Annotated in this window: 10 protein-coding genes; 9 read left to right on the top strand and 1 reads right to left on the bottom strand. The window is 62.9% G+C overall.

What is annotated here, in order from left to right:
* The first annotated feature begins 66 nt into the window (after nt 1-66).
* Both C8C93_RS17790 and C8C93_RS17785 read left to right on the top strand, forming a co-directional pair.
* Complete coding sequence (locus C8C93_RS17790; protein ID WP_121507786.1) at nt 67-480, top strand: globin family protein; 414 nt, start codon at nt 67-69, stop codon at nt 478-480.
* A gap of 129 nt (nt 481-609) precedes the next feature.
* Nucleotides 610-981: a hypothetical protein gene (locus tag C8C93_RS17785; RefSeq protein ID WP_199727046.1), complete on the top strand. Its 372-nt coding sequence runs from the start codon at nt 610-612 to the stop codon at nt 979-981.
* 122 nt (nt 982-1103) lie between these two features.
* On the opposite strand, the gene C8C93_RS17780 is transcribed toward C8C93_RS17785, so the two are convergent.
* Nucleotides 1104-2210: a helix-turn-helix transcriptional regulator gene (locus tag C8C93_RS17780; protein ID WP_233559485.1), complete on the bottom strand. Its 1107-nt coding sequence runs from the start codon at nt 2208-2210 to the stop codon at nt 1104-1106.
* 417 nt (nt 2211-2627) lie between these two features.
* Between C8C93_RS17780 and C8C93_RS17775 the strand changes: the two genes are divergently transcribed.
* From C8C93_RS17775 to narH, 7 genes are all read left to right on the top strand, one after another.
* Nucleotides 2628-4403 carry an IPTL-CTERM sorting domain-containing protein gene (locus tag C8C93_RS17775; protein ID WP_121507785.1) on the top strand — a complete coding sequence of 592 codons (1776 nt, stop codon included), beginning with the start codon at nt 2628-2630 and terminating at the stop codon, nt 4401-4403.
* A gap of 214 nt (nt 4404-4617) precedes the next feature.
* Nucleotides 4618-5280 (top strand): hypothetical protein, encoded by a 663-nt coding sequence (locus C8C93_RS17770; RefSeq protein WP_147433780.1) that lies wholly within the window; start codon nt 4618-4620, stop codon nt 5278-5280.
* A gap of 88 nt (nt 5281-5368) precedes the next feature.
* Nucleotides 5369-6040: an IPTL-CTERM sorting domain-containing protein gene (locus C8C93_RS17765; RefSeq protein WP_147433779.1), complete on the top strand. Its 672-nt coding sequence runs from the start codon at nt 5369-5371 to the stop codon at nt 6038-6040.
* Nucleotides 6041-6330: 290 nt separating this feature from the next.
* Nucleotides 6331-7623, top strand: a complete 1293-nt coding sequence (locus C8C93_RS17760) for a nitrate/nitrite transporter (protein WP_121507782.1) — start codon at nt 6331-6333, stop codon at nt 7621-7623.
* A 24-nt stretch (nt 7624-7647) separates the two neighbouring features.
* Nucleotides 7648-9066, top strand: coding sequence for an MFS transporter (locus C8C93_RS17755; protein WP_055398426.1), 1419 nt, complete (start codon nt 7648-7650; stop codon nt 9064-9066).
* A gap of 37 nt (nt 9067-9103) precedes the next feature.
* Nucleotides 9104-12907 (top strand): nitrate reductase subunit alpha, encoded by a 3804-nt coding sequence (locus tag C8C93_RS17750; RefSeq protein ID WP_121507781.1) that lies wholly within the window; start codon nt 9104-9106, stop codon nt 12905-12907.
* 23 nt (nt 12908-12930) lie between these two features.
* Nucleotides 12931-14454: a nitrate reductase subunit beta gene (gene narH, locus C8C93_RS17745; protein WP_121422051.1), complete on the top strand. Its 1524-nt coding sequence runs from the start codon at nt 12931-12933 to the stop codon at nt 14452-14454.
* Nucleotides 14455-14469: the final 15 nt, after the last annotated feature.

Below are 14469 nucleotides of genomic sequence, written 5' to 3'. Positions count from 1 at the left end.
TCATAGACTTCTTTCCAGTGTTCTACCTGCCACTGGCCAACGGCCGCATTGCTGAGGAAGCCTTTGATGTCCCCCGAACAAATCCATCTGGTTCGCCAGAGCTTTGCGCAGGTTGCTCCTGTCGCTGCGAAGGCGGGTGCGCTGTTCTACGCCAAGCTGTTCGCGCGCGATCCCGCCATCAGCGGGCTGTTTGCGTCGTCCGACATGAACGAACAGGCGCGCAAGCTGCTGGACATGATCGGCAGCGCCGTGCGCATGCTCGGCCAACCCGAGCAGCTGGACGCCGCACTGCGCGCACTTGGCAAACGGCATGCGGGCTATGGCGTAGAGGCCGCGCACTACGACACGGTGGGTGCGGCGCTGCTCGACACACTGGCCGAAGCACTTGGCGGCGCCTTCAACCCCGCCACGCGCGAGGCATGGGCCGCCTTGTATGCCCACGTGGGCACCACCATGCGGGCGGGGGCCGCAGGGGCGTAGCGTTGCAGCGCCGGGTGGTTGCTTGCCCCGGTGACCAATCCTTGTCCGGTTGCACGCCCCGGGGCATGATGCCCTCGCCAGCGCCCGGTGCCGGGGCGCTGGCCCCCATCGATACAGGAGCAACAACGCATGCAAACCACCTCCTTGCGCCGCTTCGGCGCAGCCGCAACCCTGGCAGCAGTCTCCCTTGCTACCGTCTTCGCCTCTGTCACTGCCATGGCCGACACCACCAAGCCGCTGCTGTTCAAGATCGTATCGGTCAAGGACGATGTCATCGTTGCCGTGCCGCCGGACGAGGCCGGTGCCCTGCGCCCCGAAGCCGCCGCCATTGGCCAGGCTCTGGCCGCCAAAGGCGCGCTCACCTTCTGGCAATACGCCACACGCAAGGCAGCCGACGGCGCACTGGAAATGGCCCCCAGGGCCAAGATCAGCGTGCTGGCGCACGACAGCCTGCGCGTTGAGCCCTACACACCAGCGGTGCGTGTTGTGCCGGTGCCGTAGTGGCGCTTGCCTGGTTGGACCTGTCCTGGTCGGGCTGAAAAAGCCGAAGGGAGCGAAGCCCGGGTGTTTCTTCATGAAACCCCTTTTGAACGGGCTCTTACCCTCGCCCCACCGGAGGCTCCTCAACGGGGCGCCAGCAGACGCGCTTGCAACTCCAGCCGGTTTTGCACCCCCAGCCGTGTGTAAATCTGGCGGCGGTGGTAGGTGGCGGTGTTGGCACTGATCCCCATACGTTCGGCAATCTGTGCCTCGGGCAGGCCCCGCGCCAGCCAGTAGGCCAGCTCGTGCTGGCGTTGCGGAAGCCCCAGCGCGCGCAGTGCGGGCAGCAGGTGCGCCACGCGCGGCACCCGGTGGGTGATCTGAATGCCCACCGCCTGGCCTTCGCCCGCTGCGGCGGCCATCTGCGTGGCGCGCAGGCTGAACCAGCCGCTGGCGTTGTGCAGGTCCAGCTGGGGCAACGCAGGCGCGGGGCCACTGCGGCTGTCACCGCTGCGGCCCGAAAATTGCAGGCGCTGCAGCAGCATGTCCAACTTTGGCGGCAGCTCAGAGCGGCGGTGCCAGCTCGGCCCAAAGGCCAACGCCATCAGCAGATCCGATTGTTGGGACGTCCATACCAGTCTTCCTTGGGGCGTGACTACCAGCATGGCACTGTCGTGTACCACGCTGTCCTGCGCGTCCAGCTCGCCCGGTTGCAGAATCCGCGCCAGCCACGGCTCCATCCGTCCAAACATCGCCACGTCGTCCACGTTGAAGCGTGACGAGTCGGCGCTGCGATACAGCTTGAGCGCACCCAAGCCAGCACCCTGCGGCGTGCGCAACACGAGGCTCAGGCAGTCAAACACCTCGGCGGGCCGCAACGCCAAGTTGTAGAAATCGCTGCGCAACAGCTCGCTGATGGGCACCGCCAGAAGTTGCTCCAGCACTTGCGGCCCATGGTCAAAGCGCACCGCCTCGGCAAAGTGGTGAGCGCTGCGGCGAATCACCTTGCGTTCGCTGGCTATTACCTGTGGCTCGAAGTAGGTGTGCATGGTGTCCCTCGTGATCGACGGCTCGACATACGCATCCAGCCCAACGTCGCCGCCTGGATAGAAATAGCAACCCGAGTCAAAGCCAATGAGGTGATGCAACTCATGCAAAACGGGCTCAATGAGCTGGGGCCCGTTGAAATCAAGGCAAGCCATCTGCTGCAGGCGCGCAATGGCCTGCTGCTGAATTCGGGTGAGAGACATGAAGTGGTGTGTTTGTTTACTGCATCGCTTCAACGCAATGCGCGTGCCCCAACGTAGCACATCGAAAGTGTCGTTTCCCAACCCCTGGGGGTGGGGCGCTGCGCAGGGGGGCTCCATAAACTTCTTTTCAGCCCAACCCCCCTTCCATTGAGGTTTTCATGCTCTCGATGAGATAGCGCGCCTCAAAAGCCAACCCCCGAAGACCACGCCATGAAAAGAACCGATGTTTTCCTCGCCCCGGCCTACCACTACGCCTGCGCTGCGGGCTGCGTGGGGGTGGCCATGCACCACCCGGCGCGGTGGGCTCCATTTGCTCATCAAGGGATAGCTACTTGCGCTTGTTAGACATGCGCCAAGGTCATTTTTGGCATCAACCCTGCCACCTGCCGCCTTATCTATCCACACAAGAGGACATCTATGCAGTCACAACCCCGTTCTAAACGCCCCCCGCGCACGCCCTGGCCCCGGTGGGCTGCGGGCTTTGCTGCACTGCTGCTGTCAGGCGCTGCCTGTGCCGACATGGTGGGCGGCCTGCTGGTATCGCCCACGTCGCTGAACTTTGGAAGTGTGGCGCTGGGCGCCACCAGCGCCAGTCAGCAGGTCACGGTAACCAACACCACCTCCGCGCCGATCGGGCCGCTGAGTGTGGGCAGTGGAGTTAGTGCTCCTTGGGGTTCCGGTACAGGTTGCAGTGGCGTCACGCTCGCGGCCGGTACGAGTTGCTCCAGCACGTACACGTTTACGCCGACGGCACTCGGTCCACAGGTGAGCTCCGGAGAGGGCATCACGATCAATGGCGTGAAGGTGCCGATGAGCTTCGTCGGCACTGGTGTGCAGGGTTTGCAGGTCACCCCCACCAGCTTTAATTTTGGTGACGTGATTATGAACACGACCAGTCCCGGCCAAGTGTTGACGGTGACCAACATCACCTCTTCCCCCGTCACTATTGCAAGCAGCAGCGCTGGGGCAATGGAGCCTTTTGCCTACAGCGGCAACTGCCCTGGCATCACCCTGGCCTCGGGCGCCAGTTGTACCTACACCTACACCTTTCTCCCTACGACCCTTGGAGCAAGAGCTACCCCTGCGGGAACCGAATTTGTCGTCAATGGCCAAGCAACGCCGATCTCCCTTCAAGGCACGGGGGTTGCATCTATCCCCCCGGGGTCACTGCTGGTCACTCCTTCGGCATTTGATTTTGGTGATGTTCCTATCGGGTCCACTAGCGTGCCGCAAGCCGTCACCGTCACCAACCCCACTGGCGCGGCTATTTCACTGAACCTGAGCGGAGGCGGTACAGGCGCTGCGCCGTTCAACACTTTTCAGGGCGACTGTGGCGCGAGCTTGGCGGCGGGATCGACTTGCACGCTGCGCAACTTCTCCTTCAGTCCCATTGCGACAGGGTCGCAAACCGACGGTGCCGCGATTCAGGTCAATGGTGTCAGTTACACCTTTGGCGTTTCGGGTCGTGGCGTATCTGGCGTTACGGTAGGTCCTGCCAATCTGGATTTCGGCCCGGTTCTGGTCGGCGCGGTCAGCCCGCCGCGAGCCATAACCGTGACCAACCCTACGGGTGCGGCTATTTCACTGAACCTAAGCGGAGGCGGTACAGGCGCTGCGCCGTTCAACACTTTTCAGGGCGACTGTGGCGCGAGCTTGGCGGCGGGATCGACTTGCACGCTGCGCAACTTTTCCTTCAGTCCCATTGCGACAGGGTTGCAAACCGACGGTGCCGCGATTCAGGTCAATGGTGTCAGTTACACCTTTAGCGTTTCGGGCATCGGCATCAACGCTGGGCAGTCCCTTATCGCCCCGGTCATCACCAGCGCCCCACCGCCCGGCGGCACGGCAGGCGCACCCTACAACTTCATCGTCACCGCCACGGGCACGACGGCATTCACTTTCTCCGACGCTGGCACGCTACCGCCCGGGCTGACCATCAATCCCAGCACAGGCGCCATCACCGGCACGCCGTCTGCAGCTGGCAGCTACAACGTCACCCTCGCGGCCGCCAACGGAATTCTGCCCAACGGTGCGCAGGCATTCACCATGGACATTGCGCTCGCCCCTGTTGGCAGCGTGACGGCAGTGCCCACGCTGGGCGAATGGGGCCTGCTGCTAATGGCCTGCCTGGTGGGAGGCACGGGCTGGTGGCAGGTGCGGCGCCGCAGCACATCGCGCTGGCCCGCGCCATGAGCGTGCAAACACTTTTGCAGCGGGGGCGCGCGCCTGCCAGGCCTCTGCTGCATCGGTGGTGCCAGGTGCGTTACCGCTCTGCCGCCGCGCAGTATTTGCGAATTGCTATACAAAACATAGCTATATGCGCTTGCTGAGTAAGCGCTAGAGCCTCTTTTTATTGAAATTTTGAGTGCACCGCCGCACCCACTCCGTCTACGTTGCTGCCAACACCATGAAGAAATACCTTGCACTCCTGGCTGCGGCCTTTCTCCAAACCAGCGCCTGGGCGGCCACTTACACTTTTACCGGCCCCACCTACGTCAACCTGCTGGACTACACAGCACCCTGCGCCGCCGGTACCTGCGTCAACTTCAGCACGGTCATGCGGCAAACAGGCCACTTCACCACCAACCAGCCGCTGCCCGCCAACCAGGTCAGTCTCGACATTGCACCCCTCATCACCTGGTACGACTTCAACGATGGAGTGACCAGCTACAGCATGAACGGCCTCAACACTCGGTTGGTCAAAGCCCATGTTTCTACCAACGCAGCAGGCGAGATTGTTGATAACGACATGGTTTTTCTGTGGTGGCAAACCGGCAGCCATGGCGTGGGCGACCGATTGAGCTACATGTCGGTCAACTTTGCCAGCTACTTCAACCGCCCCTGCGTTTCCCTGAGCAGCCCCGACATCTGCCATAGCTACGCTGACGACGGCGCCACCAGCCACGGCTTTGCCCATGGCAGCGGTGGCTGGACGAGCGACGTCCCCGTGGTGGGGCCGGGTGGGGCGCAGTCCGTATCCGTGGACAACCCGTTTGCCCTGGTGCTGACAGCCGTCGGCTTGCTGGGTCTGGCCTTGCGTGGTCGGCAGAAATTGCTCCTAAAAAAATAGCTATTTCCGCTTTGCGGATAAACGCTGAAGGCAAGTTTTTGATCCGCCCCTCAACCCTTCCACTTTGCGCAGTGGGCGACAAATCACCATGAAAAAATATCTTGTATTCCTGGCTGCGGCCCTTCTGCAGGCGGGCGCCTGGGCTGCCACTTACACCTATACCGGACCAGCCTATAGCGCTCCAGATCTGCACAATTTCACGTCTTGCCCGCCGGGCACGGGCAATTGCGGTGCCTATACAACCGCAATGGCGCAGACGGGCTCTTTCACTACGGCCGCCCCTTTGCCCTCCAACCTCAACAGTCAGGACATCACGGCGCAACTCACCTCGTATTCCTTTTCCGACGGATTGACCACTTATTCCAGTGGTGACCCCCAGGTGACGCTTGTGAGCGTGTCGGCTACAACCACAGGAGGGGTGCTTGATTTCTCCGTGCACTTGGTGCGCTGGCAAACGCCCGCTCCGCACGTGATCGGAGATCATCTTGACCAAGTTTTGGTGACTGAAAGCGGCCAGCATAACGCGGTGTGCGGCGATATTCAGGTGAATCCACAGGGCGACTCATGTGGCACCTCCAATGCGGGAGGGGTGTTTTCCAGTTGGACAGATGCGAGTTCTACTGTCGGCTCCTGGACCGTCACCGGCCTTCCGCCCGTGGCCACCAACGCAGTTCCCACTCTGGGCGAATGGGGTCTGCTGCTGTTGGCCTTGTTGATGATCAGCGTGGGCTGGATGACGATGGGCCACCGCCGCATGTGAGTGCAACGTTATTAGGCGCTGGGCGGAGTCAGCGCCTTTCTCAGATTTCCTACGGATCGTCGGCCCTGGGGCCGCTCCGTGGCGGGCAAGCGCAGCCTGGTCGATGGGGTGGGCATCCCAGCGCCATCCCGGGGCTGCAGGGTCTGCCCGGGTGGCATAGTTCTTTCGAACGATGGCCCCAAGCCGCGCACTAGTCCTTCTGCCGCACACCGTGCTGGTCGAGCGAAGGATGTGCAAAGGCCGCTACAAACGCGACCATTCCTCTCATGCAAAAAGAGAGAAACCGCGCAATGGCACATACCCCCTTGCCCCCGGGCGACAGCCCACAGCGCACCCGCCAGGCCTGGTCGGTGCTGATCGTCAGCACCTTCGCTTTCACGGTCTGTTTCATGGTGTGGATGATGTTCGGCGTTATCGGCATTCCCATCAAGAAGATGCTCAACCTGAACTCCACGCAGTTCGGGCTGCTCATGTCCATGCCTGTGCTCACGGGCTCGCTGGTGCGGGTGCCGCTCGGTATCTGGACCGACAAGTTCGGCGGCCGCATTGTGATGGCCGCCGTGATGGCCACCACCGTGCCCGCCATCTGGATGATGGGCTACGCCACGGAGTACTGGCACTTCCTCACCATCGGCCTGTTTGTGGGCTTGGCGGGGGGCTCGTTCTCGGTGGGCACGCCCTATGTGGCGCGCTGGTTCCCCAAGCACCGCCAGGGCACGGCCATGGGGGTGTATGGCGCGGGCAACTCGGGCGCGGCGGTGAACAAGTTCGTGGCCCCGGTACTGCTGGTGGCCTTTGGCTGGACCATGGTGCCGCAGGTGTATGCGGCCATCATGCTCGGCACGCTGGTGCTGTTCTGGTTGTTCAGCTACAGCGACCCGGCCCACCTGGTGCCCAGCAACGTCAAGTTCACCGACCAGCTCAAGGCGCTGAAGGACCCCAAGGTCCTCAAGTACTGCCAGTACTACAGCATTGTGTTTGGCGGCTATGTGGCGCTGTCGCTGTGGATGGTGCAGTACTACGTGGGCGAGTTTGGCCTCGATATTCGCGTGGCGGCGCTGCTGGCGGCCTGCTTCTCGCTGCCCGGGGGTGTGCTGCGCGCCATCGGCGGCATGCTGTCTGACAAGTACGGCGCCCACAGCGTGACCTGGTGGGTGATGTGGGTCAGCTGGATCTGCCTGTTTTTGCTGAGCTACCCGCAGACCGACTTCACCATCGTCACCGTCAACGGCCCCAAGACCTTTCACATCGGCCTGAATGTGTACCTGTTCACGGGCCTCATGTTTTTGCTGGGCATTGCCTGGGCCTTTGGCAAGGCCAGTGTCTTCAAGTACATCAGCGACGACTACCCCCAGAACATCGGTGCCATCAGCGGCATCGTGGGCCTGGCCGGTGGCATGGGCGGCTTCATCCTGCCCATCCTGTTCGGCGCGCTGATGGACCTCACCGGCATTCGCTCCAGCGCTTTCATGCTGATGTATGGCGTGGTGTGGGTCTCGCTCATCTGGATGTACTTCACCGAAGTGCGCCGCACCGATCTGATGGCCACGCAGGCAGCACAGGCTGCTGCGGCTGGCCGCTGAACTTTCACTTTCCAAGGAAACACCATGTCTGCCACACCCGCCAGTAGGCGCCAGGGGCGTCTGCTCACCCTCTGGGCTCCTGAGGACAAATCGTTCTGGGAGCGCGAAGGCGAAGCCATCGCCAAGCTCAACCTGTGGATCTCGGTGCCCGCGCTGTTCCTGGCCTTTGCCATCTGGCAGGTCTGGAGCGTGGTTGCCGTGAGCCTGCCGGGCCTGGGCTTCAAGTATTCGACCAACCAGCTGTTCTGGCTGGCCGCAGCGCCCGCGCTTTCGGGCGCCACGCTGCGTATCTTTTATTCGTTCATGGTGCCGCTGGTGGGTGGGCGCCGCTGGACGGCGATCTCCACCGCCAGCTTGCTGATCCCTGCGATTGGCATCGGCTTTGCGGTGCAGGACAACACCACGACCTATCCCACCATGCTCATCCTGGCGCTGCTGTGCGGCCTGGGCGGCGGCAACTTCAGCTCCAGCATGGCCAACATCAGTTTCTTCTTTCCGAAGGAGCGCAAGGGCTCGGCCCTGGGTGTGAACGCGGGCCTGGGCAACCTGGGGGTGTCGGTGGTGCAGTTTCTGAGCCCGCTGGTCGTCACGGCCGGCATCTTCGGCATCTTTGGTGGCGAAGGCCAGACCATCGTCAAGAACGGCCAGACTGTGCAGGTGTGGACGCAGAACGCCGCATTCATCTGGGTGCCATGGATTGCGCTGACGGCGCTGGCCGCGTGGTTCGGCATGAACGACATCGCCGATGCGAAGGCCTCGTTTGCCGCGCAGGCCGCCATCTTCAAGCGCAAGCACAACTGGCTGATGTGCGTGTTGTACCTCGGCACCTTCGGCTCGTTCATCGGCTATGCCGCGGGCTTTCCGCTGCTCATCAAGAGCCAGTTCCCTGGCATCAACCCGCTGGCCTACGCCTGGCTGGGCCCGCTGGTGGGCGCCGTGATCCGCCCCTTTGGTGGTTGGCTGGCCGACAAGCTCGGTGGTGCGCGTGTCACGCTGTGGAATTTCATCGTCATGGCCGTGGCCGTGATGGGTGTGACGTTCTTCCTGCCCTCCGGTGGCCCTGGCGGCAACGAAGGCCAGTTTGCCGGTTTCTTTGTGTGTTTCCTGGTGCTGTTCCTCACCACCGGCATCGGCAACGGCTCGACCTTCCGCATGATCCCCGTGATCTTCCTGACCGAAGCCATGCGCGGAGTGGACAAGCACAACGCCGCCGCTGTGGCCAGCGCCAACAAGGAGGGCAACACCCTGGGCGCGGCCACGCTGGGCTTCACCGCCGCCATGGCCGCCTACGGCGGGTTCTTTATCCCCAAGAGCTATGGCAGCTCCATCGCGCTGACCGGCAGCCCCCACGCCGCACTGTGGACGTTCTTCGCCTTCTATCTCGTTTGCATCGTGATCACCTGGTGGACCTACGCACGCAAGCACGCCGAGATGCCTTGCTAGTCAACCCCAGAACAGAAATCAGAAAAGGAGCCCTTCGATGAGCCATTTCCTCGATCGCCTTTCGTACTTCTCGCAGCCCCGCGAGACCTTTGCCCAAGGCCATGGCGAAACCAACGGTGAAGACCGTACCTGGGAAGATGCCTACCGCGACCGCTGGGCGCACGACAAGATCGTGCGCAGCACCCACGGCGTGAACTGCACAGGCTCCTGCTCGTGGAAGATCTACGTCAAGGGCGGCATCGTCACCTGGGAAACCCAGCAGACCGACTACCCCCGCACCCGCCCTGATCTGCCCAACCACGAGCCCCGTGGCTGCGCGCGGGGCGCCAGCTACAGCTGGTACCTGTACAGCGCCAACCGCGTGAAGTACCCCATGGTGCGTGGCCGCCTGCTCAAGCACTGGCGCGCCGCCATCGCCCTGGCCAAGAGCCCGGTGGACGCTTGGGCCAGCATCGTCGAGAACGATGCCTCCAAGCGCGAATGGCAAAAGCAACGGGGCCTGGGCGGTTTCGTGCGCAGCACCTGGGATGAAGTCAACCAGATGATCGCTGCGGCCAACGTGTACACCATCAAGAAGCACGGCCCGGACCGCATCATCGGCTTCTCGCCCATCCCGGCGATGTCGATGATTTCGTACGCTGCAGGCAGCCGCTACCTGAGCCTGATCGGCGGCGTGTGCATGAGTTTTTACGACTGGTACTGCGACCTGCCCCCCAGCAGCCCGCAAGTGTGGGGTGAGCAGACCGACGTGCCCGAGTCGGCCGACTGGTACAACAGCTCGTACATCATTGCCTGGGGCTCCAACGTGCCCCAGACGCGCACGCCCGATGCGCACTTTTTGACCGAGGTGCGCTACAAGGGCACCAAGGTCGTGTCCATCACGCCCGACTATTCCGAAGTCGCCAAGCTGGGCGATTTGTGGATGCACCCCAAGCAGGGCACCGACGCCGCCGTGGCCATGGCCATGGGCCACGTCATCCTCAACGAGTTCTACTTCAAGGACGGTGGCAAGGGCCGCTCGGCGTACTTTGACGACTACGCGCGCCGCTACACCGACCTGCCGCTGTTGGTGGTGCTCAAGGAAAAGACGCTGCCCGATGGCCGCACGGTGATGGTGCCCGACCGTTATGTGCGCGCCAGCGACTTCCCCGGCCAGCTCGACCAGTCCAACAACCCCGACTGGAAGACGGTGGGCTACGACGAGCTGGGCCAGGTCACGCTGCCCAATGGTTCCATCGGCTTTCGCTGGGGGGCGGACGGCCGCCCCGACCAGGGCCTGTGGAACCTGGAGAACAAGGAAGCGCGCACCGGCAACACCGTCAAGCTCAAGCTGTCGGTGATCGAAGATGGCGAGCAGGCCCACGACATTGCCGATGTCGCCTTCCCGTACTTTGGCGGAGTGGCAACGCCCAACTTCACGGCCAACGAACAAGGTGGCGACGTGATGGTGCGCCGCGTGCCGGTGTCCCACCTGGAGTTAGCCGGGCACGAAGCCCAGGGCCGGGTGATGGTGGCCACCGTGTTCGACCTGCTGGCTGGCAACTACGGCATTGACCGAGGCCTACCGGGCGAAGAGCCCGGTGGCGGTTACGACGCCGACCGCCCCTACACCCCTGCCTGGCAAGAGGCCATCACCGGCGTGCCGCGCGAGCAGATCATCACCGTGGCGCGCCAGTTTGCCGACAACGCCGACAAGACGCATGGCAAGTCCATGGTGATCATCGGCGCGGCCATGAACCACTGGTACCACAGTGACATGAACTACCGGGGCATCATCAACATGCTGATGCTGTGCGGCTGTATTGGCCAAAGCGGTGGCGGCTGGGCGCACTATGTGGGCCAGGAAAAGCTGCGCCCACAGACGGGCTGGACGGCGCTGGCCTTTGCGCTGGACTGGATCCGCCCGCCCCGCCAGATGAACAGCACCAGCTTCTTCTACGCCCACACCGACCAGTGGCGCTACGAGAAGCTGGGCATGGAGGAAATCCTCTCGCCCCTGGCTGACAAGAAGGCCTACCACGGCGCACAGATCGACTACAACGTGCGCGCCGAGCGCATGGGCTGGCTGCCATCAGCGCCCCAGCTCAAGACCAACCCCATGCAGGTGGCCAAGGATGCCGCTGCAGCGGGTATGGACGCGAAGGATTACGTCGTCAAGTCTCTGAAGGACGGCACGCTCACGATGAGCTGCGAGGACCCGGACCATCCGTCCAACTGGCCGCGCAACATGTTCGTGTGGCGCTCCAACATTTTGGGCTCGTCGGGCAAGGGGCATGAATACTTCCTCAAGCACCTGCTGGGCACTACCCACGGCGTGCAGGGCAAGGACCTGGGTAAAGACGAGGCCAAGCCTGAGGAAGTGCAGTGGCACACCAACGCACCCGAAGGCAAGCTGGACCTGCTGGTCACGCTCGACTTCCGCATGAGCACGACCTGCCTGTATTCGGACATCGTGCTGCCCACGGCCACCTGGTATGAGAAGAACGACCTCAACACCAGCGACATGCACCCCTTCATCCACCCGCTGTCCACCGCAGTGGACCCTGCCTGGCAGGCCAAGAGCGACTGGGAGATCTACAAGGGCTTCGCCAAGGCCGTGAGCGAGGTCAGCGTGGGCCACCTGGGCGTGGAAAAGGACGTGGTGCTCACGCCCATCATGCACGACACGGCGGGTGAAATGGCCCAGCCCTACGGCGTGCGCGACTGGAAGCGGGGCGAGTGCGAACTCATCCCCGGCAAGACGGCGCCGCAGGTCACCGTGGTCGAGCGCGACTACCCCAACCTCTACAAGCGCTTCACCGCCCTAGGCCCCTTGATGGACAAGGCAGGCAACGGCGGCAAGGGCATCGGCTGGAACACGCAGACCGAAGTCGGCCAACTGGGCGACCTGAACGGCCGCGTGAAGGAAGAGGGCGTGACGCAAGGCATGCCCCGCATCGTGACCGACATCGACGCCACCGAAGTGGTGATGATGCTGGCGCCCGAAACCAACGGCCATGTGGCCTGCAAGGCCTGGGATGCCCTGGGCAAGCAGACGGGCCGCGACCACGTGCATCTGGCGCTGCACCGCGAGGACGAGAAGATCCGCTTCCGCGACATCCAGGCGCAGCCGCGCAAGATCATCAGCTCGCCCACCTGGTCGGGCCTGGAAAGCGAAAAGGTCAGCTACAACGCCGGCTACACCAACGTGCACGAGTACATCCCATGGCGCACCCTCACGGGCCGCCAGCAGTTCTACCAAGACCACCCGTGGATGCGTGACTTTGGCGAAGGCTTTGTGAGCTACCGCCCACCCGTGCACCTCAAGACGCTGGAAGAAGTGGAAGGCAAGAAGCCCAACGGCAACCGCGAGATCGCGCTCAATTTCATCACGCCGCACCAGAAGTGGGGCATCCACAGCACGTACAGCGACAACCTGATGATGCTCACGCTCAACCGGGGTGGCTCGGTGGTGTGGCTGAGCGAGGACGACGCGAAGGTCGCTGGCATCGTGGACAACGACTGGGTCGAACTCTTCAACGCCAACGGTGCCATTGCAGCCCGTGCGGTGGTGAGCCAGCGTGTAAACCCCGGCATGGTGATGATGTACCACTCGCAAGAGAAGATCATCAACACCCCCGGTTCCGAGATCACCGGCACGCGCGGCGGCATCCACAACTCGGTCACGCGCATTGTGCTCAAGCCCACCCACATGATTGGCGGCTATGCGCAGTTGAGCTACGGCTTCAACTACTACGGAACCATTGGTACCAACCGCGACGAGTTCGTGCTGGTGCGCAAGATGGACCGCGTGGACTGGCTCGACGACGAGCCCGTGTCCAGCACGGCAGCCCACGCCTGAAGCCGAAGACAAGGAGAAACACGATGAAAATTCGCGCACAAATCGGCATGGTGCTGAACCTGGACAAGTGCATTGGTTGCCACACCTGTTCCGTCACCTGCAAGAACGTCTGGACGAGCCGCCCCGGGGTGGAATACGCCTGGTTCAACAACGTCGAAACCAAGCCTGGCATCGGCTACCCCAAGGAATGGGAAAACCAGGACAAGTGGAACGGCGGCTGGGTGCGCAACCCTGACGGCTCCATCGCCCCCCGCCAGGGCGGCAAGTGGAAGCTGCTCATGCGCATCTTCGCCAACCCCAACCTGCCCCAGATCGACGACTACTACGAGCCCTTCACGTTCGACTACGACCACCTGCAGTCGGCGCCTGAAACGAAGGCCGCACCCACGGCCCGCCCGCGCAGCCTGATCACCGGCAAGCGCATGGAGAAGATCGAGTGGGGCCCGAACTGGGAAGAAATCCTGGGCGGCGAGTTCAGCAAGCGCAGCAAGGACAAGAACTTCGACGATGTGCAAAAGGACATCTACGGCCAGTTCGAAAACACCTTCATGATGTACCTGCCGCGCCTGTGCGAGCACTGCCTGAACCCGGCGTGCGTGGCATCGTGCCCCTCGGGATCGATCTACAAGCGCGAGGAAGACGGCATCGTGCTGATCGATCAGGACAAGTGCCGTGGCTGGCGCATGTGCGTCTCGGGCTGCCCTTACAAGAAGATCTACTACAACTGGCAGTCGGGCAAGGCCGAGAAGTGCATCTTCTGCTACCCCCGCATCGAAGCGGGCCAGCCCACCGTGTGCTCGGAAACCTGCGTGGGCCGCATCCGCTATCTGGGCGTGCTGCTGTATGACGCAGACCGCATCCAGGAAGCTGCCAGCGTGGAGCGCGACCGCGACCTATACCAGGCGCAGCTCGACATCTTCCTGGACCCGAACGACCCGGACGTGATCAAGCAAGCCCGCATCGACGGCATCCCGGACAGCTGGATGGACGCCGCGCGCAACAGCCCCGTCTACAAGATGGCCGTGCAATGGAAGGTGGCCCTGCCACTGCACCCCGAGTACCGCACGCTGCCCATGGTCTGGTATGTGCCACCGCTCTCGCCCATCACGGCCGCTGCCAACGCGGGCCATGTGGGCGTGAATGGCGATATCCCCGATGTGTCTCAGCTGCGCATCCCCGTGCAGTACCTGGCCAACCTGCTCACCGCTGGCGATACCGGCCCTGTGGTGCGGGCGCTGGAGCGCATGCTGGCCATGCGCACCTACCAGCGCGACAAGCACGTGGAGCAGCGCCAGAACCTGGCCGTGCTCAAGCAGGCCGGCCTGTCGATGGCCGAGGTCGAGGAGATGTACCACGTGATGGCAATTGCCAATTACGAGGACCGCTTCGTCATCCCGTCGGCCCACCGCGAATACGCCGAAAACGCGTTCGACATCCGGGGCGGCTGCGGCTTCTCGTTTGGCAACGGGTGTTCCGACGGCGCCACCGAGACCAGCATGTTCGGCGGCAAGAAGCCCCGCACGATCCCCATCAAAGCCACTGTTTGAGTGCAACGGAAGGAA

The sequence above is a fragment of the Acidovorax sp. 93 genome, from assembly GCF_003633835.1.
In the GTDB taxonomy this organism is placed as follows: Bacteria; Pseudomonadota; Gammaproteobacteria; order Burkholderiales; family Burkholderiaceae_C; genus Acidovorax; species Acidovorax facilis.
This window is presented reverse-complemented; position numbering and strand designations above follow the sequence as displayed.

What these genes read in the sequence shown, in the direction of transcription:
- C8C93_RS17790 (WP_121507786.1), top strand. Translation starts at nt 67, where the DNA reads ATGTCCCCCGAACAAATCCATCTGGTTCGCCAGAGCTTTGCGCAGGTT.
- C8C93_RS17785 (WP_199727046.1), top strand. Translation starts at nt 610, where the DNA reads ATGCAAACCACCTCCTTGCGCCGCTTCGGCGCAGCCGCAACCCTGGCA.
- C8C93_RS17780 (WP_233559485.1), bottom strand. Translation starts at nt 2,210, where the DNA reads ATGTCTCTCACCCGAATTCAGCAGCAGGCCATTGCGCGCCTGCAGCAG.
- C8C93_RS17775 (WP_121507785.1), top strand. Translation starts at nt 2,628, where the DNA reads ATGCAGTCACAACCCCGTTCTAAACGCCCCCCGCGCACGCCCTGGCCC.
- C8C93_RS17770 (WP_147433780.1), top strand. Translation starts at nt 4,618, where the DNA reads ATGAAGAAATACCTTGCACTCCTGGCTGCGGCCTTTCTCCAAACCAGC.
- C8C93_RS17765 (WP_147433779.1), top strand. Translation starts at nt 5,369, where the DNA reads ATGAAAAAATATCTTGTATTCCTGGCTGCGGCCCTTCTGCAGGCGGGC.
- C8C93_RS17760 (WP_121507782.1), top strand. Translation starts at nt 6,331, where the DNA reads ATGGCACATACCCCCTTGCCCCCGGGCGACAGCCCACAGCGCACCCGC.
- C8C93_RS17755 (WP_055398426.1), top strand. Translation starts at nt 7,648, where the DNA reads ATGTCTGCCACACCCGCCAGTAGGCGCCAGGGGCGTCTGCTCACCCTC.
- C8C93_RS17750 (WP_121507781.1), top strand. Translation starts at nt 9,104, where the DNA reads ATGAGCCATTTCCTCGATCGCCTTTCGTACTTCTCGCAGCCCCGCGAG.
- narH (WP_121422051.1), top strand. Translation starts at nt 12,931, where the DNA reads ATGAAAATTCGCGCACAAATCGGCATGGTGCTGAACCTGGACAAGTGC.